The 17,780-nt window shown below is 72.1% G+C and carries 15 protein-coding genes; 12 read left to right on the plus strand and 3 right to left on the minus strand.

The genetic code is table 11. From position 1 onward, the window contains the following. Nucleotides 1-64: 64 nt before the first annotated feature. Nucleotides 65-829 (plus strand): D-Ala-D-Ala carboxypeptidase family metallohydrolase, encoded by a 765-nt coding sequence (locus GC722_RS10830; RefSeq protein WP_156610041.1) that lies wholly within the window; start codon nt 65-67, stop codon nt 827-829. Between the two features lie 65 nt (nt 830-894). On the opposite strand, the gene GC722_RS10835 is transcribed toward GC722_RS10830, so the two are convergent. Beyond that, entirely contained in the window at nt 895-3,918 is a 3,024-nt protein-coding gene (locus GC722_RS10835) for an alpha-mannosidase (RefSeq protein WP_156610042.1), read from the minus strand. Nucleotides 3,919-3,989: 71 nt separating this feature from the next. Then, nucleotides 3,990-5,192: an ROK family transcriptional regulator gene (locus GC722_RS10840; RefSeq protein WP_156610043.1), complete on the minus strand. Its 1,203-nt coding sequence runs from the start codon at nt 5,190-5,192 to the stop codon at nt 3,990-3,992. A gap of 148 nt (nt 5,193-5,340) precedes the next feature. Between GC722_RS10840 and GC722_RS10845 the strand changes: the two genes are divergently transcribed. The 4 genes from GC722_RS10845 to GC722_RS10860 are packed head-to-tail and all read left to right on the plus strand — an operon-like array spanning nt 5,341 to nt 10,544. Further along, the gene (locus GC722_RS10845) at nt 5,341-6,309 is read left to right on the plus strand and encodes a carbohydrate ABC transporter permease (protein ID WP_331714694.1); all 969 of its coding nucleotides are present in this window, start codon (nt 5,341-5,343) and stop codon (nt 6,307-6,309) included. A 5-nt stretch (nt 6,310-6,314) separates the two neighbouring features. Beyond that, nucleotides 6,315-7,193, plus strand: coding sequence for a carbohydrate ABC transporter permease (locus GC722_RS10850; RefSeq protein ID WP_156610044.1), 879 nt, complete (start codon nt 6,315-6,317; stop codon nt 7,191-7,193). Continuing rightward, nucleotides 7,190-8,530, plus strand: coding sequence for an ABC transporter substrate-binding protein (locus GC722_RS10855; RefSeq protein ID WP_156610045.1), 1,341 nt, complete (start codon nt 7,190-7,192; stop codon nt 8,528-8,530). Before GC722_RS10850 ends, GC722_RS10855 begins: the two co-directional genes overlap by 4 nt. A 43-nt stretch (nt 8,531-8,573) precedes the next feature. After that, on the plus strand, nt 8,574-10,544 hold the full coding sequence (locus tag GC722_RS10860; RefSeq protein WP_197430001.1) for a glycoside hydrolase family 76 protein: 1,971 nt from the start codon (nt 8,574-8,576) through the stop codon (nt 10,542-10,544). Between the two features lie 33 nt (nt 10,545-10,577). Here GC722_RS10860 and manA read toward each other — a convergent pair whose 3' ends face one another. Next, nucleotides 10,578-11,843 (minus strand): mannose-6-phosphate isomerase, class I, encoded by a 1,266-nt coding sequence (manA, locus tag GC722_RS10865; protein ID WP_156610046.1) that lies wholly within the window; start codon nt 11,841-11,843, stop codon nt 10,578-10,580. Between the two features lie 20 nt (nt 11,844-11,863). On the opposite strand from manA, the gene GC722_RS10870 reads away from it, so the two are divergent. The 7 genes from GC722_RS10870 to GC722_RS18375 all read left to right on the plus strand — a co-directional run. Continuing rightward, nucleotides 11,864-12,166, plus strand: coding sequence for a DUF3263 domain-containing protein (locus tag GC722_RS10870; RefSeq protein ID WP_197430003.1), 303 nt, complete (start codon nt 11,864-11,866; stop codon nt 12,164-12,166). 82 nt (nt 12,167-12,248) lie between these two features. Continuing rightward, a complete protein-coding gene (locus GC722_RS10875; protein WP_156610048.1) occupies nt 12,249-12,890 on the plus strand; it encodes a hypothetical protein in 642 nt (213 codons plus the stop codon). Then, complete coding sequence (locus GC722_RS10880; protein ID WP_156610049.1) at nt 12,887-13,201, plus strand: hypothetical protein; 315 nt, start codon at nt 12,887-12,889, stop codon at nt 13,199-13,201. The genes GC722_RS10875 and GC722_RS10880 overlap by 4 nt, the downstream gene beginning before the upstream one ends. Nucleotides 13,202-13,203: 2 nt before the next feature. Beyond that, the gene (locus tag GC722_RS10885) at nt 13,204-14,007 is read left to right on the plus strand and encodes a polysaccharide deacetylase family protein (protein WP_156610050.1); all 804 of its coding nucleotides are present in this window, start codon (nt 13,204-13,206) and stop codon (nt 14,005-14,007) included. After that, nucleotides 14,004-14,462, plus strand: a complete 459-nt coding sequence (locus GC722_RS10890) for a hypothetical protein (protein WP_156610051.1) — start codon at nt 14,004-14,006, stop codon at nt 14,460-14,462. The genes GC722_RS10885 and GC722_RS10890 overlap by 4 nt, the downstream gene beginning before the upstream one ends. A gap of 206 nt (nt 14,463-14,668) precedes the next feature. After that, nucleotides 14,669-16,288, plus strand: a complete 1,620-nt coding sequence (gene groL, locus GC722_RS10895; protein WP_156610052.1) for a chaperonin GroEL — start codon at nt 14,669-14,671, stop codon at nt 16,286-16,288. A 454-nt stretch (nt 16,289-16,742) separates the two neighbouring features. Beyond that, nucleotides 16,743-17,780, plus strand: a 1,038-nt coding sequence (locus GC722_RS18375) for a hypothetical protein (protein WP_331714695.1), incomplete at its 3' end; no start/stop codon positions are given.

The raw sequence follows: 17,780 nt of genomic DNA on the forward strand, positions 1-17,780 counted from the left end.
TACGGGGGAGGCGGGCGCTGCCTAGCCTGGCAGCTGTCCCTGCCCCCACCCCCGAAGGCTCGTCATGACCCACCCCCGCACACCCTCGCCCGCCCGCTCCCGCGCCGCGGTGCGCGTCCTCACCCTGCTGCTGGCCGCGCTGCTGTCCCTCGGCACCGTCGGCCTGGTGTCCGCGCCCGAGGCCTCGGCCTACACCTGGACCCGCACGCTCCGCGAGGGATCCAGCGGCGCCGACGTCCGCGAGCTCCAGATCCGCGTCGCCGGCTGGGCCGCCGACGGACCGTCACGCACCCACGTCGCCGTCGACGGCCAGTTCGGGCCCGGCACCCGGGCCGCCGTCGTCCGCTTCCAGCGCGCCTACGGCCTGACCGCCGACGGCGTGGTCGGCCCCGCCACCCACGCCGCCCTCAACGCGCTGGAGGACGCCGACGGCTCCACCCGCCACTTCGACTTCGCCGAGTTCCACTCCAAGGACGGCGCCGGCTTCAGCGGCGGCAAGGTCGGCTCGGCCGAGGTGCGCGAGAACGTGCGACGGCTGATGTACAAGTTGGAGGCCGTCCGCAAGAAGGCCGGGAACGCGCCGATCACCGTCAACAGCGGGTTCCGCAGCGCCAGCCACAACGCCGCCGTGGGTGGTGCCTCCAACAGCCAGCACATGTACGGCATCGCCGCCGACATCGTGATCAGCGGCCGCTCGGTGAGCCAGACCATCGGCTACGCCCAGACCTCCGGGTTCTCCGGGATCATCCGCTACAGCACCTTCACCCACGTCGACAGCCGGGCCGAGTACCCGGCCTACGGCTCGGCCAGCTACTACTGGGCGGTCTGACCCCCGGACGCCGACAAGCTCAGCCCGCGTGCTGCGGGCTGAGCCTGTCGCGTCTGCGGCGGGCCTCAGCGGCTGAAGCGGAGGGTGACCAGCTGGAAGGGACGCAGCTCCAGCTGGGCCGTCGCTCCCGACAGGTCGCCGCAGGGGCGGACGCCCGGGGTGCCGGGCCGCTCGAGCAGGTCCACGGCCTGGACCGAGGTCGCGCCCGCCACGGCGACGGTGCCGCGGGCGCGGGCGCCGCGGGACTCGTAGAGCCGCACCACCACGTCGCCGCTGCGGTCGGCGGCCAGCTTGACGGCCTCGACCACGATGGCCGGGTCCGACACCGTCACCAGCGGCTCCACCGGCCCGGAACCGGTCACCTGGCGCGGCGCCAGGTTGGTCCGGTAGCCCTCCTCGACCGCGTGCGCGACCAGCGCGCCCGGACGCACGGTGACGGCCAGGCTGTGACGGCCCTGGTCGGCCTCGGGGTCGGGGAACAGCGGCGCGCGCACCAGCGACAGCCGCACCGTGGTGGTGGTGCCGCCGTCGGGGCGGGCGTGCCGGCGGATGTCGTGACCGTAGGTGGAGTCGTTGCTGACCGCCACGCCGTAGTCCGGCTCACCCACGTGCACCCAGCGGTGGGCGCAGGTCTCGAACCGGGCCGCCTCCCAGGAGGTGTTGGTGTGGGTGGGGCGCAGCACGTGCCCGAACTGGGTCTCCGAGGCGGCCCGGTCGGCGTGCACGTCGAAGCCCCAGGCCAGCTTGAGCAGCTTCTGCCGCTCGTGCCAGTCCAGGTCGTGCTCGACCCGCAGGCTCTCCGCTCCCGGGGCCAGCACCAGCCGCTGCACCACCGTGGACTCCCCGAAGCGACGGGTGACCTGCAGGCAGGCCGCCTCGCCGGCCTCCACCGGCTCCACCGACTCCGCCTCGGTCAGGTCGCGGACGGTGCGGCGGTAGTACTCGTCGATGTCCCAGGCGTCCCAGGCCACCGGCTCGTCGCGGTGGAGCTGGAGCAGGTTCCCCCGCGTGCCCGGGGCGATCGCCTCGCGCCCGGTGGCGGCGTCCACCATCGAGGTGACGAGGCCGTCGGCGTCCACCCGCACCGTCAGCCGCTCGTTGCGCAGCGTCCAGCCGTCGCCGTCCTGCTCGAGGGAGGCCGACCCGGACACCACCACCGGGCCCACGCCCAGGGCGGGGACGCCGTCGCGGGGGTGCGGGGCGGCGTTGGCCAGCAGCACCTGGTCGCCCTCGCCCACCAGGGCGGCCAGCGCGGCGTCGGTCACCGCCTGCGCCCGCTCGGTGATGGCGGCGTGGTTGCGCTCGGCGTCGGAGTGCACCCAGGCGATCGAGCTGCCCGGCAGGATGTCGTGGAACTGCAGCAGCAGCAGCATCTGCCACAGCTCCTCCAGCTCGGCGTAGGGGTACTCGAAAGAGGTCCGGCTGGCCGCGGTGGCCGCCCACAGCTCGGCCTCGCGGAGCAGGTGCTCGTTGCGCCGGTTGCCCTGCTTGGTCCGCAGCTGGCTGGTGTAGGTGCCGCGGTGCAGCTCCAGGTACATCTCGCCCGACCACACCGGCGGCTGCGGGTACTCGGCCTCGGCGGCGGTGAAGAAGTCCCGCGGGCTCATCAGCTCCACCTTGGGCGAGCCCTCCAGCGAGGCCGTCCGCCGCGCCCTGGCCACCATCTCGCGGGTGGGTCCGCCACCGCCGTCGCCGTGGCCGAAGGGCAGCAACGAGATGGAGCCGTGGCCCTTCTCGCGGTACTGCCGCGACGCCCGCGCCAGCTCCTCACCCGAGATGGTGCCGTTGTAGGTGTCGGCGGGCGGGAAGTGGGTGAAGACCTGCGAGCCGTCGATGCCCTCCCAGCGGAAGGTGTGGTGCGGCATCGTGTTGGTCTGGTTCCACGAGATCTTCTGCGTCAGGAACCAGCGCGAGGAGGAGGCCAGCACGATCTGCGGCAGCGCCGCGGAGTAGCCGAAGGAGTCCGGCAGCCAGACCTCCTCGGTCTCCACCCCGAAGCGGTCGAGGAAGAAGCTCTTGCCAGCCACGAACTGGCGGGCCATCGCCTCACCACCGGGCATGTTGGTGTCGGACTCGACCCACATGCCGCCGACCGGGACGAACTGCCCGCGCCGCACCAGGTCGCGGATCCGCTCGAACAGCGCCGGGTAGTCCCGCTCGATCCAGGCCAGCTGCTGGGCCGAGGAGCAGGCGAAGACGAAGTCGTCGTGGGCGTCGGCGAGGTCGGCGACGTTGCTGAAGGTGCGGGCGCACTTGCGCACGGTCTCGCGCAGCGGCCACAGCCAGGCGGAGTCGATGTGGGCGTGGCCGACCGCCGCCACGCGGTGCGCGCTGGGGACGGCGGGGGAGGCCAGCACCCCGGCGAGCGCCTCGCGGCCGGCCGTCGCGGTGCCGGCCACGTCGGCGGGGTCGACCGCGTCGACCATCCGCTGCAGCGCGAGCAGGATGTCGCTGCGCCGGGGGTCGGCCGGGTCCAGCGTGACCATCAGCCCCGAGAGGGTGGCCACGTCGGCCAGCAGCTCCTGCACGGCCACGTCGAGCAGCACCACGTCGACCGCGCGCAGCTGGTACAGCGGCTCGTCGCCGGCGGTGGCCTTGTCGCCGAGCGGGGTGGGCCGGAAGCCCCAGCCGCGGGCGACGTCGGGGTTGGCCGCGGCCTCGAGGTAGAGGTCGATGGCGGCCGGGTCCTCCACCGGCACCCAGCTGTTGTCGGGGGCGACGCCCTTGATGGTGGTGCCATCGGGACGCCAGGCCAGCGCCTCGGCGTTGAAGCCCGGGCCGCCGGTGAAGCCGAGGTCGACCGACAGCTCGGCCCGGGTGCCCTCGGGGAGCGCGCCGTCGACGTACCACTCCGCCGGCACCGCGCCGGTGACGTGCAGCCAGGTGGTGCTCCACGGGCGGCCCCACCGGGCGCCCACCTCGATCGGCTCGTAGTCGGCCGCCAGCGCCTCGGACACCGGCACCGGCTCGTCGGGCACGTGCCAGGCGGTGAGGTCCAGGGCGGCCCGGCCGCGGTGCAGGGCGGGCATCAGGTGGTCGACGACGAAGCGGCGCACCCGACCCTCGAGCAGGGTCGACTGATCGTGCATGCTGTTGGGCTCCTCGGTTCGGGAAGAGGGGATGCCCCGACACTAACTCAAACAGGTTGAGTTAATAACCCTCACTCCATCATCAGCCCGGACGGCCGCGGGGCCAGGAAGTGGTCGAGCACCAGGGCCGCCGCGCCTCGGGCGGCGCCCACGTCGGCGAGCCGGCTGCTGCGGACCTCGAGGTCCTCGCGGGCGGTCAGCATGGCGGGGACCTCGCGCTGCAGCACCTCGAGCTGGTGCTCGGCCAGGGCCGGCCAGGAGGGGCCGCCCATCACCACGGTGCCGAGGTCGAGGAAGTTGACCAGGGTGGCGACGCCGCGCGCCAGGTCGCGGGCGGCCGTGCGCAGCACCCGCAGCGCACCCCGGTGGCCGGTGTCGGCCAGCCGGCACAGCTCGGCGAACTCCTCCGCGCTCGCCGGGCCCTCCCGGCGGGCGAGGACGTCCGCGGCCCGGGCCTTGCGGACCAGCGACGACGGCATGGTCGTGGTGTGCAGCATCCCCGACAGCCGGGGGTCGGAGTCGGTCCGGCGCCGCGACACGTACATGTCGCCGACCTCCCCCACGTTGTTGGTGGCGCCGCGGTGGACGGAGCCGTTGAGCACGGCCCCGGCGGCGATGCCGCTGCCCAGGTAGAGGTAGAGGAAGTCCCCGCGGGTGCCCTCGGGACTCCAGTGCTCCCCGGTCACCGCGGCGGTGACGTCCTTGTCCAGCAGCACCGGCCACCCGGTGACGCGGTGCAGCTCGCTGCGCAGCGGGACGTCCTCCCAGCCGGGCAGCTGGGGCGGGCGGTGCAGCCGCCCGGCCACCACGTCGATGGGCCCCGGTGCCGCCACCCCGATGCCGAGCACGCTGCCGGGGTCCAGCTCGGCCCCGACCTCCTCGCTCAGCGCGACGATCAGCCGCACCACCTCCTCCGGCTCGGGAGAGCGGGGGGCCGGACGGGTCAGCCGCGCCTGCACGTTGCCGGCCAGGTCGAGCGAGACGACGGTCAGCGTGGCGGGGTCGATGTGGACCCCGATCGCGTGCCAGCGCTCGGGGCGGACCCGCAGCAGCGTCCGCGGCTTCCCGCGACCGGCCACCACGCGCTCGCCCTCGTCGACCACGGCCTGCTCGATCAGCCGCCGGGTGATGTTGCTGATGGTCTGCGGCGTCAGCCCGGTGAGCCGTCCCAGCTCGACCCGGCTGACACCGCCGGGGTGGCGCCGGATGGCGTCGAGCACGACGTTCTGGTTGTAGTCGCCCAGCCTGGGCTGGTTCGTCCCTCGGGGTGCCACGCGTCCTCCTCCGCCGGGTGCAGGTGGGTGGCGACCCCCTTGACCTGGTTGGAGGAGGAGCCTACTGTCACGTCTCGTCGCAGAGTTTATCCATCGAAGTGAGTAATTGTTCTGCGGGACCGACACCGACGTCAGGAAGTGAGGGGCCGTGACCACCACCGTCACCGGACTGGCCGACCCGGCCGAGCTGCCGGGTCCGGCCGGGGGCGTGCGCCCCGGCGGCCGCCGGCGCTACACCGCCCGGCAACGCCGCAACCTGCGGCTGGGGCTGCTGTTCATCAGCCCCTGGATCCTGGGCTTCCTCGTGCTGGTGGCCTACCCGCTGGTGTACTCGCTGGGGATCTCGCTGTTCAACCACACCGGGTTCCGCACCCCGGAGTGGGTGGGGCTGGGCAACTACTCCCGGCTGGTGCAGGACCCGCTGGTCGCGATCTCCTCGGCCAACACGCTGTTCTACGCGGCGCTGGCCGTGCCGATCGGGCTGGTGGTGGCCGTCGTGCTGGCGCTGGCGATGAACCGGAAGGTCCCCGAGGTCGGGCTGTACCGCACCGCCCTGTACCTGCCCTCGCTGGTGCCGGTCTTCGCCCTCAGCTTCATCTTCATCGTCTTCGTCAACCCGAGCTTCGGGCTGCTGAACCAGTTCCTGGCCCTGTTCGGGGTGCCCGAGACCAACCTGCTGGGTGATCCCACCTCCGCCAAGCTCATCATCGTCACGATGGCCCAGCTCGGTGCCGGCAACGCCGCGCTGATCTTCCTGGCCGGGCTCAACAACATCCCCGACAGCCTGTACGAGGCCGCCACCGTCGACGGCGCCGGCACGCTGCGGCAGTTCTTCTCCATCACGCTGCCGCTGCTCTCGCCCAGCATCCTGTTCAACCTGGTGACGGGGGTGTCGGGGGCGCTGCAGGTGTTCACCCAGGCCTACATCGTCACCGGCGGGGGACCGAACAACGGGACGTTGTTCTACATGTTCCACCTGTACAACTCCGCCTTCTCCTACGCCCAGCTGGGCTACGCCTCCGCGCTGGCGGTGGTGCTGTTCGGCGTCGGCATGGTGCTGGCCCTCATCATCTACGGACTGTCCCGACGGTTCGTCAACTACGACGTGACGGGGTGACGCCGATGAGCACCGCAGCCACCGCACCCGGGCGCCGGGTCTCGCTGAAGACCCAGAACCGCGTCCGCCGCACCACCACGGGCATCATCGCCCGCGCCATCCTGATCGCGGTCTCCCTGCTCTTCCTGGTGCCGCTGTACTGGATGGTCATCACGGCCATGAAGACCGACGAGGAGCTGGCCGACTTCCCGCCCAGCCTGCTGCCGCAGAGCTGGAACTGGTCGATCTTCGGCGAGGCGGTGAACGCCTTCCCGTTCTGGCTGCAGTTCGGCAACAGCCTGCTCGTCACCGTGCTGGGCACCGTGCTGGCCGTGCTGTCCAGCTACGTGGTGGCCTACGGCTTCGCCTGCATCGACTGGCCGGGCCGCGACAAGGTCTTCTACCTGGTGCTGGCCACCATTTTCATCCCCTTCCCGGTGGCCATCATCCCGCTGTTCGACCTCTTCGCCTGGCTCGGCTGGGTCAACACGCTGCTGCCGCTGATCGTCCCCAACGCCCTGGGCAGCGCCTTCTACATCTTCCTGCTGCGCCAGTTCCTGCTGCAGGCCTCGGTGGAGGCGATGGACGCCGCCCGCGTCGACGGGGCCAGCGAGTGGCGGATCTGCTGGCAGGTGGTGTTCCCGACCGCCCGCGGCGCCCTGATCGCGGTGGCGATCTTCGCCGCGGTGGCCTCGTGGAACGACTTCCTCGGCCCGCTGATCTACCTGCAGGACCCCTCGGTGCAGACCCTGGCCATCGGGCTGCAGTCCTTCTCCACCGAGACCGACACGTCCTTCAACCAGCTGATGGCCGCCTCGACGCTGACGGTGCTGCCGATGGTGGTCCTCTTCATCTTCTTCCAGCGCTACTTCGTCAAGGGCCTCAACGTGGGAGGGTTCCGATGAGCAGAGTTCTGAGGGCCGCCGGCCTCGCCCTCGCCGTCGCGGTCACCGCCGCCGCCGTCGGCTGCGCGCCGGCCCGCCAGCCCGACGAGATCGTGGTGTGGACCAAGGAGATCGGCACCGACCAGCTCGCCCAGCAGCAGGCCATGCTCGACGCCTTCGAGGCCGACCACCCGGGGGTCACCACCCGGCTCGTGCCGGTGGCCACCCGCAGCGACGCCGACGCCACCGCGCTGATCACCGCCGTCCGCGGCGGCACCGGCCCGGACGTCTTCGTGGCCGACCGCTTCACCACCAACCAGTTCGCCTCCCTCGGCCTGCTGCAGAGCCTGCAGCCGCGGGTGGACGCCGAGGGCCCAGGCTTCACCGACGGCTACCTGCCCTTCGCCCTCGACGAGGCCACCTACCAGGGCGAGCTGTACGGGCTGCCCTGGCACACCGACACCCGCGGGCTCTTCTACAACAAGGAGGTGCTCCGCGACGCCGGCGTCGACCCGGCCGTGATGGACCCCGAGAACGGTCCGCTCACCATCGCCGAGCTGCGCGAGATCGCCGACCAGATCACGGTCACCGACGACTCCGGCAACTACGAGCGGATGGGCTTCGTGCCCTGGGACCAGCAGGCGTGGCCGTTCACCTGGGGCCAGATCCTGGGGGCCAACTACTTCGACGAGCAGACCTGCACCATCGACGTCGACGACCCCGGCTTCCGCGGCATCTACGAGCTCTACCAGGAGTGGGCCGCCGACCTCGACTACACCAAGACCGACGCGTTCATGGCCACCTACGCCCCCGAGACCGCGCCCGAGGGCACCTCGCCCTTCTACAGCGGGCGGATCGGCATGCAGATCGTCTACTCCGGGTTCGCGCCCAACATCGAGAAGTACGCCCCCGACCTGGACTGGGGCGTGACCTACCCGCCGGTGCTGGACGAGGGCGACGACCCGATCACCTGGTCCGGCGGGCCCGCCTGGACCATCCCCACCGGGGCCACCAACGCCGACGGCGGCTGGGAGCTGGCCAAGTACATGACCGGTGAGGAGGGGCAGCGGGAGTGGTCGAGCACCCAGCAGTTCCTGCCCACCCAGGCCTCGCTGCTGGACGACCCGACGGTGATCGGCGACGACGCCGAGTTCTTCGCCCAGCTGCTGCTCGACGGCTACTCCAGCTCACGCCCGCCGCTGCCGGTCGGCTCCGAGCTGTGGGAGACCATGAACACCGGCCGCGAAGCCGTCCTGCTCGGGGACTCCACCCCCGAGGAGGTCATGCAGGAGATCGAGCGGCGCATCCAGCCCCAGCTGGACCCCTACTGCCCGATCACCCTCACCCAGCGGGAGTGATCCCGCCGCACCACCCACCCCCACCCCCACCCCCGGGAGACCGATGATGTTCACCCACCCCACCTCGGCACGCCCGCTCACGGCCCTGCTGGCCGCGGGCGCCCTGCTCGCCGGACTGCTCGTCGCCGTCCCGGCCCCGGCCTCGGCCGAGGACCGCGACGACGCGGGCGTCCAGCAGCGGGCCCTGCCACCCCGCCCCACCGGACCAGCCGCGATGCCGGCCTGGACGGCCGAACCACCCGACGCCGCGCAGGTCGAGCTCGTCGCCGCCCGGGTGGTCTGCGTGCTCACCTGCGACGGCGGCGAGGCCCCCGACGTCGCCGGTGAGCGACCGGTGGACCCGGTCACCGTGGCCGGCCGCACGGTCGAGCTGCGCACCTCGCTGGACGACGTCGTCGGCTGGGCCGTGGTGGAGCGGCCCCGCAAGGGCGACCGCGTCTGGCTCGAGCGCTCCTTCGACGCCGGAGCCACCCGCGAGCAGACCGTCGAGCCCACCACCGCGGCGCGACGGACCCGGCTGGAAACCCCCACCACCAACCTCACCGACCCGGGCCAGCACCGCCGCGGCGTGGTCCGGGCCTGCCTCTACGCCGGCGAGGAGGTCGGCTGCACCGACTGGGCCTACCGCGAGGTGTGCGCCGAGGCCTGCGACGGCGACGCCCCGCTGGGCCGGGCCGGCGCGTCTCCGGTCGACCCGCGCACCGTCGGCCAGCGCCGGGTGAGCCTGCAGGTCGACACCACCGGCGTCGGCTACGCCGAGCTGGACCGGGCCACCGCCGGTGACGAGGTCTGGGTCGAGCGCTCCTGGGACGAGGGCACCAGCAACCGCGGCGGACGGCTGGGCCGCACCGCCGTGCCGACGGGGGCGTCGCGGGCCAGCACCCCGGTGTTCGTGGCCGCCGAGCCGCGGCTCAAGATGGCCGGCGGCTCGCTGCGGGCCTGCGTGCGGGTGGCGGCCACCGACGAGACCGGCTGCACCGGCTGGGCGCGCCCGGCCGTCGACCGGGCCGCCGCGGCCGTGGACGCCCTGGTCTACGACTACGACCCCTACACCGCCTGGTGGCCGTCGAGCTGGTGGAACTCCGCCGTGGCCATCAGCACCGTGATCGACTACCAGCGCCAGACCGGCGACGACTCCTACGCCTGGATGATCGATCGGACCTTCGAGGTCAACCGGGTCCCGTTCCCGGCCGGTGAGAAGAGCACCGACGAGATCGAGGGCAACTTCCTCAGCCGCGCGATCGACGACGCCGGCTGGTGGGGACTGGCCTGGCTGAACGCCTACGACCTGACCGGGGACGCGAAGTACCTGGAGATGGCCGAGACCATCGGCGAGTTCATGCACGGCTACTGGGACCCCTCCACCTGCGGCGGCGGGGTGTGGTGGAACGCCGAGCGCACCTACAAGAACGCCGTGACGAACGGGCAGTACATCAAGCTGACCGCCATGCTGCACCGGCGGATACCGGGGGACTGGCAGTGGCGCGACCGGGCCGTCACCGCCTGGGACTGGTACACCCAGATCGGCATGGTGGGCGAGGACGGGCTGGTCGACGACGGCCTCACCGACGACTGCCGCAACAACGGCCAGACCGTGTGGACCTACAACCAGGGTCTGCCGATCGGCGCCGGGGTCGAGCTGTACCGGATCACCGGTGACGAGGCCTACCTCGACACCGCCCGTGAGCTCGCCGACGCCGCCATCGGCTCCGGCACCCTGTTCGTCGACGGCGTGCTGACCGAGTCCTGCGACGCCGGCGGCAACCCCTGCGACGACAACCAGAAGCAGTTCAAGGGCATCTTCATGCGCTATCTGACCGAGCTCGATACCGCCACGGGCGGGGAGTACCGGTCGGTGTCGGCGGCCCAGGCCGACGCCGTCTGGAACCAGGCGCGCGACCCGCTGAACCGCATGGGCGTCCGCTGGGACGGCTCGTCCGAGCCCGGACGGCCGAACGTCGCCGACTGGCGCACCCAGGCCAGCGGGCTGAGCGCCCTGCTCTCGGTGCGCTGACCCCCGTCGGCGGACCCCGTCAGCGGACGGCCGTCAGCGGACGCCGGGGGCGGCCACCCAGGCCACCCCGGCGCCGTTGGCGGCGACCTGCTCGCCGGCGGCCAGGAAGGCCGACTCGCCGCGGTGCAGGGTGGTGGCGGTGTCCCCGGTGCGCAGCAGCACGCGTCCGGAGGTCACCACCACCACCCGTCCGGTGGGGGTAGCCGGCACGGTGGTCGGCGTGTCGCTGCAGTCCACCCGCCACAGCGTGAACTCCGGCGCCGGGGTGTCGAAGCGGGTGCGCCCCTCGCCCTCGTCGACGGTGCGGACCAGGTCCGGTGCGCCGGTGCGGGTGTCCAGTACCGAGGTCAGCTCCTCGACGTCGACGTGCTTGGGGGTCAGGCCGCCGCGCAGCACGTTGTCGGAGTTCGCCATCAGCTCCACCCCGAGCCCGGAGAGGTAGGCGTGCAGGTTGCCGGCGCCGAGGAACAGCGCCTGGCCCGGGCGGAGCGAGACCCGGTTCATCAGCAGGGCGACCAGCACACCGGGGTCGCCGGGGTAGTGCTCGGCCAGCTCGAGGGCGGTGCGGCACAACCGCGCCAGCGGCTCCCCGGCCCCGCCGTCACGGGTCACCTCTCCTGCCGCCCGGACGACGTCCTCGCACACCGCCCCCCAGCCGTCCTCCGAGAGCAGCCGGCGGACGACCGTGGCCACCGCGTCGGAGGAGGCACCGGCCAGCAGCTCGGCCAGAGGCTCCAGCGCGGGGACCCCCAGCGAGCGCCACAGCCGCGCGGTCGTGCCGGGGTCGGCGAAGCCGCACAGCGCCTCGAAGTCGGTCAGGGCGACGATCATCTCCGGCTTGGGCCAGTCGTCCTTGTAGTTGCGGGTGGGGTCCCCGCGGTCCGGACCCGACTCCTCCTCCCGGGCCCAGCCGGCCTCGGCCTGCTCGCGGGTGGGGTGCGCCTGCAGCGACAGCGGAGCGGCGGCCGCCAGCAGCTTGAGCAGGTAGGGCAGCCGCGGCCCGAAGCGCCGCACCGACTCCCGCCCCACCACCTCGGGCCGGCTCTCGACTAGCTCGGCCAGGGTCCGGCCGTCCTCGAGCGTCGAGGGTGCTCCCGGGTGGGCCCCCAGCCACAGCTCGGCCTGCGGCCGGCCGGTCGGTGTCTGGCCCCGGAGCTCCGGGATCAGCACCGTGGACCCCCACGCGTACTCCTGGACCTGGCCGGTGAGTCGCTGCACGTCGTCATCCAACCAGAACCGGTGGTGCACCCGCCCGCCGAGCCGCTCGGCGGCAGCGGCGACGAATGACACCTGTGTCATTCGGGCGTACGATGGCGCCCATGCAGCCCGAGATCGAGAACGTCGGCACCGACGGCGGCGCGCGGCTCAGCGAGCGTGACGCCGAGATCCTCGACTTCGAGCGCCAGTGGTGGAAGTACGCCGGCGCCAAGAACGACGGCATCCGCGAGCGGTTCTCGATGTCGGCGACCCGCTACTACCAGGTCCTCAACACCATCATCGACAAGCCCGAGGCCCTGGCCCACGACCCGCTGCTGGTCAAGCGGCTGCAGCGCCTGCGCGCCCAGCGGATGCGGGCCCGCTCCGCCCGCCGGCTCGGCCTCGACCCCGACGCGCACGCCTGACCTGCTGCCCCTCGCCGCGCTCCGCGGCGGCCTTCGCGTGAACCCCGGCCGTGCCAGAGTGGCCGCGGCCACGAGGAGGAGCATGGAACCCATCGAGGAGCGGATGCAGCGCGGGATCCGCAAGCTGGCGGCGTTCACCGCGGCGATGCGGGCGATGCACGACGGCGTGCAGGCGGTCGAGGGACGCGCGGGCGACGGCGCCGTCGCCGTCCAGGTCGACGCCACCGGTGCCGCCACCGCGGTCCTGCTCGACGACGGGTGGCGCAACCGGGTCTCCGGCCCCCTCGGCGAGGCCGTGGTCGAGGCCTACCAGAGCGCCCGGCGCGCCCAGGTCGTCGCCGGGCTGGAGAACGTCGCCCGGCTGCCGGAGCGCCTGGACGACGTGCCGGTCACCGAGGCGGACCTGGCGGCCGCCACCCCGGCCCCGGTCGACCTGGCCCAGCTGCAGCGCACCCTGCCGTCGCTGGCCGAGGTGGACGCCCAGCTCGCCGAGGCCCTGGCCGGCGTCCGTCGGGCCCGCGAGGCGGGCACCCCCACGACGCCCCCGACCGCCACGACGGCCACCACGAGTGCCGGCGGTGACGAGGTCGAGGTGGTGCTCGACGCCCTCGGCGGCATCGTCGCCTGCTCGGTCCCCGAGTCCTGGCAGCGGTCGGCTCCGCTGCCGCGCCTCCTGGAGGCGCTCAACCGACCCCTCGAGGACCACCGGGAGGCCCGGTCGTGAGCGGACCCAGCGCGGAGGAGATCGCACGGTCGCTGTCGGACCTGCGCGCCTGTGCCGAGGCCTTCGACAGCGAGGGCGTCGCGCTGGCCGGGCGGGCAGGGGAGTTCGGCGCCCAGGGCACCGGTGCGCTGAGCTTCGGCATCTTCCTGGCCGTCGGCGCCGCCTACGACCGGGGCTGCACCGCGCTCGCCGGTGCGGCGGAGGCCGGCGGGACAGCCCTGCAGGAGGTCGCCACCACCCTCAGGTCGGTGGCCGACGCCTACGAGCGCGACGAGGAGAACAACGTCCACCTCAGCCAGGGGGAGTGGTGACCATGGGGATCCCCGCGATCGAGGTCGACTTCGACCCCGCGGCCTTCGAGGAGGCCTGCGACAAGATCCGCCAGGGCATCGACGAGGCGGTCGACGCCGTCTTCCCGCAGCTGCGCCCGCTGATCGACGTCTTCTTCGACGCCTTCCTGCTACCGGTCCCGGACTTCATCCGGCAGGCCGGCTACAAGGTGGTCGAGTGGGCCTTCGAGATGCTCGAGTCCCTGGTCAACGGCCTGGTCGACCTGTTCGAGGGCATGCTGGTGCCGGTGACGGCCTTCCTCAGGGGGCGCTACTGGGCCGACCAGCACGAGGCGCTCTCCACCCACGCCTCGAACCTGCAGGAGGCCGTCGACGCCGTGTCGGTCACGTGGACCGGGCGCGGCCAGCGGGCCTTCGCCGTCCACGCCGGCGAGCAGGTGGCGCAGGTGGAGGCGGCGGCCGAGCTCGCCAAGAGCATGCGGACCCAGTGCTGGGCCACCGCCGCGGCGGGACTGACCTGCTACCTCGGGATCGCCGTCGCGGTCGTCAAGTTCATCACCGTCGCCACGGCGAGCACGGCCAGCACACCGGTCACCGGACCCGGCGGGCCGGCGGCCGCCGGCGCCGCGGCCGGAGTGGGCTTCGCCGAGGTGGCGGGTGTCGTCACCGCCGTGCTGGCCGCGCTCGGCCAGAACGTGAGCGGCTACATCGCGCTCTCCGACGCCGCCGACGCGCTGGCCGGCGGGTGGCCGGAGCCGGCGGGCTCCAGCTACTCCGACGGCAGCGCGAGCGACGGCGACGGGACGGATTGGTCGACCGGGGGATGACCCGCGACCTCGGGCCGTACCGCCGGGCCTGGGAGGCCAGGGGCGTCGTGGTCGACGCCACGCAGCTGCGCGCCCTGGAGGCGGCGGCCGCCCGCGTCACGCGCGCACGGGTCGGCGTCGGTGCCGGCGTCCTGATCGCCCTGGTCGGCGCCTGGGTGGCCGTGACGGAGTCGCCGTGGACCACCGGGTTCTTCCTCGCCGGCACGGGGCTGCTGGTGGCGGCGGTGATGGTCTGGGCCGCCGTGAGCTGGACGAGCGTGCTGCAGGCCCGGGAGGCGCGTCGTGCCGTGGCCGGTGTGGCCGCCGCCTCCGTCCTGCTCGTCTTCGTGCTCCTCGGCTGGGTGGTCGGGGCACCGGTCCTCGGCTGGGCGCTGCCGACGGTGGTCCTCGTCGTGGTCGGCGGACTGCTGGCCATGGTGCTGCTGCTGATGAACCTCACGCTGCGCCGCGGCTGAAACCGCACGAGTTGTTTGCACTCCCCATGGCCGAGTGCTAAACATGGAGTTGGCACTCGGGTACCCCGAGTGCCACCGTCAGTCCGGTGAGGGGCCTCGTGCGGGTCCCGTCCGTCGCGGGCACCGTCTGGCGTCAACGAGCACGAACGACAGACCATCAACCCACGGGGCTGCTCGCCCCCGACGCGGGAGGACTCCCGGAACACATGGCAAAGCTCATTGAATTCAACGTCGAGGCACGCCGTGGCCTCGAGCGGGGCATGAACCAGCTCGCTGACGCGGTCAAGGTCACCCTTGGCCCCAAGGGCCGCAACGTCGTGCTGGAGAAGAAGTGGGGCGCCCCCACCATCACCAACGACGGCGTCTCCATCGCCAAGGAGATCGAGCTCGAGGAGCCGTACGAGAAGATCGGCGCCGAGCTCGTCAAGGAGGTCGCCAAGAAGACCGACGACGTCGCCGGCGACGGCACCACCACCGCCACCGTGCTGGCCCAGGCGATGGTCCGCGAGGGTCTGCGCAACGTGACCGCCGGCGCCAACCCGATGGGTCTGAAGCGCGGCATCGAGAAGGCCGTCGCGGCCATCAGCGAGAAGCTGTCCGAGGCCGCCACCGAGATCGAGACCAAGGAGCAGATCGCGGCCACCGCCTCGATCTCCGCCGCGGACCCGCAGGTCGGCGAGATCATCGCCGAGGCCATGGACAAGGTCGGCAAGGAAGGTGTCATCACCGTCGACGAGTCCAACACCTTCGGCCTGGAGCTCGAGCTCACCGAGGGCATGCGCTTCGACAAGGGCTACACCAGCCACTACTTCGTCACCGACGCCGAGCGCATGGAGACGGTGCTGGACGACCCGTACATCCTGATCGCCAACTCCAAGATCTCCACCCTGAAGGACCTGCTCCCGGTGCTGGAGAAGGTCATGCAGTCGGGCAAGCCGCTCGTCGTCATCGCCGAGGACACCGACGGCGAGGCGCTGGCCGGCCTGATCGTCAACAAGATCCGTGGCACCTTCAAGTCCGTCGCCGTCAAGGCCCCGGGCTTCGGCGACCGCCGCAAGGCCATGCTGGCCGACATCGCCATCCTCACCGGTGGCCAGGTCGTCAGCGAGGAGATCGGTCTGAAGCTGGACGCCGTCACCCTGGAGGACCTGGGCCAGGCCCGTCAGGTCGTCGTCACCAAGGACGAGACCACCATCATCGACGGTGCCGGTGACGCCGACCAGATCGCCGGCCGGGTCGCCCAGATCCGCGCCGAGATCGAGCGCTCGGACTCCGACTACGACCGCGAGAAGCTGCAGGAGCGGCTGGCCAAGCTGGCCGGCGGTGTCGCGGTGATCAAGGTCGGTGCGGCCACCGAGGTGGAGCTGAAGGAGCGCAAGCACCGCATCGAGGACGCCGTCCGCAACGCCAAGGCGGCCGTCGAGGAGGGCATCGTCGCCGGTGGCGGCGTGGCCCTGCTGCAGGCCTCGAAGAACGTCTCGCTGGACCTGTCCGGCGACGAGGCGATCGGTGCGCAGATCGTGCTCACCGCCTGCGCCGCGCCGCTGCGCCAGATCGCCGTGAACGCCGGCCTCGAGGGTGGTGTGGTCGTCGAGAAGGTGGCGGCGCTGCCCGCCGGCCAGGGCCTGAACGCGGCCACCGGCGAGTACGTCGACATGGTGGGCTCCGGCATCATCGACCCGGCCAAGGTCACCCGGTCCGCGCTGCAGAACGCCGCCTCCATCGCGGCGCTGTTCCTGACCACCGAGGCCGTCATCGCCGACAAGCCGGAGAAGGCCGCTCCGGCCCCGGCCGGCGACGGTGGCATGGGTGGCATGGACTTCTGAGTCCGACCCGGCCCTGCTCAGGGCTTCGCGAGGGCGGTTCCCCACTCCAGGGAGCCGCCCTCGTGGCGTCTGCGCCCCCCGACGGTGCGGGCGCACCCGGATGAACTGCAACGGGGGACGTCGACGGCGACCGCGATCGGCGGTGTCGCCGGGACTGCTTGTCGCCGCGGTGCTCGTCTCCGTGGCCTCAACACGCCAGCCGTGCGTTCGGGCCCCAGACGCAAAACGCTGGCGATCCGCGAGTGGCTTGTCACCGTCTCGGCAGGGGCAAGCAGCGCGATCTGGTGAGGCATGAGCCTGCGTCGCTGCAACGGAAGCGCACATACACAGGCGCAACGACGTGTTCTCGGTTCGCCGTTCCAGAAATGGAGCGACGGTTGCGTGTGCTCTTCTCCGTTGCACTCCCAGGGGGATTCCGGTGGTGCAGGTTCGTGCTCGTGTCCGGGTCACCGGGGTGGAGTTCGACGACGGCACCACCGTCACCTACACCTACGACGCCGCCGGCAACGTGGCTACCCGAACCGACCCCACCGGCACCACCACCTACGGCTACGATCAGCTGTACCGGCTGACCTACCGGGAACACACAGATGGCAACGGCGCGAGCTTCGGGGGAGGCATGAGCTACGTGTGGGACAAGGCATCGCAGCTGCAGGCCCAGACCACCGACGCCGGCGGGGTCATCTTCTACGACTACGACGACTCCGGGGTGCCGACCAAGATCGACTACCCCGACGGTGACGACCGGGCCTACCTGACCATCACCACCGACGACAACGGCCGCCGCACCGCCACCACGATGAACAGCGACAGCGCCTCGGCCTGGCGGGCCCGCACCAACACCAGCTACGACGCCGCCGGCCGGGTCACCAAGGTCACCGCCGACACCGGCACCGGCGACAACAGCTACACCCGCACCGTCGACGTCTCCTACTGCTACGTGAAGTCGACCACCGCGCCCAACTGCACCGCCAACACCGCAGGCGACCGCTCCAAGCTGCAGTGGCAGCGGGACAACATCACCGGCGCCGTCACCACCTACAGCTACGACACCTCCGGCCGGCTCACCAGTGCGGTCACCACCGGTGCCGGGGCCAAGACCCACTCCTACACCTACAACAGCAACGGCAACCGGCTCACCGCCGCCCGCACCGGTGCCACCACCCAGACCCTCACCTACAACCCGGCCAACCAGATCACCACCAGCGGGTTCGCCTATGACGGGGCGGGAAACCTGACCGCACAGCCCGGCAAGGGCACCATGACCTACACCGCGGCCAACCAGCTCGACACCGTCACCAGGTCCGGCACCACCTACACCTACGACCACGCCGGCCTGACCAACGACGAGCTGATCACCCAGACCACCCCCGAGGGCACCTACCGCTACGCCTACGGCCGCACCAACCCCCAGGGCCTGCCGGTCCTGGAGACCGTCGGCAAGGACAACAACACCGCCTCCATCCTCAACGACCCCCGCACCGGCCAACCC

The sequence above is a fragment of the Auraticoccus cholistanensis genome, from assembly GCF_009742705.1.
Lineage (GTDB): Bacteria > Actinomycetota > Actinomycetes > Propionibacteriales > Propionibacteriaceae > Auraticoccus > Auraticoccus cholistanensis.

Excerpts from the sequence above, each read along its gene's own strand:
- GC722_RS10885 (WP_156610050.1), top strand. The coding sequence starts at position 13,204 with ATGGGGATCCCCGCGATCGAGGTCGACTTCGACCCCGCGGCCTTCGAG.
- GC722_RS10830 (WP_156610041.1), top strand. The coding sequence starts at position 65 with ATGACCCACCCCCGCACACCCTCGCCCGCCCGCTCCCGCGCCGCGGTG.
- manA (WP_156610046.1), bottom strand. The coding sequence starts at position 11,843 with ATGACACAGGTGTCATTCGTCGCCGCTGCCGCCGAGCGGCTCGGCGGG.
- GC722_RS10870 (WP_197430003.1), top strand. The coding sequence starts at position 11,864 with ATGCAGCCCGAGATCGAGAACGTCGGCACCGACGGCGGCGCGCGGCTC.
- GC722_RS10850 (WP_156610044.1), top strand. The coding sequence starts at position 6,315 with ATGAGCACCGCAGCCACCGCACCCGGGCGCCGGGTCTCGCTGAAGACC.
- GC722_RS10855 (WP_156610045.1), top strand. The coding sequence starts at position 7,190 with ATGAGCAGAGTTCTGAGGGCCGCCGGCCTCGCCCTCGCCGTCGCGGTC.
- groL (WP_156610052.1), top strand. The coding sequence starts at position 14,669 with ATGGCAAAGCTCATTGAATTCAACGTCGAGGCACGCCGTGGCCTCGAG.
- GC722_RS10835 (WP_156610042.1), bottom strand. The coding sequence starts at position 3,918 with ATGCACGATCAGTCGACCCTGCTCGAGGGTCGGGTGCGCCGCTTCGTC.
- GC722_RS10860 (WP_197430001.1), top strand. The coding sequence starts at position 8,574 with ATGATGTTCACCCACCCCACCTCGGCACGCCCGCTCACGGCCCTGCTG.
- GC722_RS10875 (WP_156610048.1), top strand. The coding sequence starts at position 12,249 with ATGGAACCCATCGAGGAGCGGATGCAGCGCGGGATCCGCAAGCTGGCG.
- GC722_RS10890 (WP_156610051.1), top strand. The coding sequence starts at position 14,004 with ATGACCCGCGACCTCGGGCCGTACCGCCGGGCCTGGGAGGCCAGGGGC.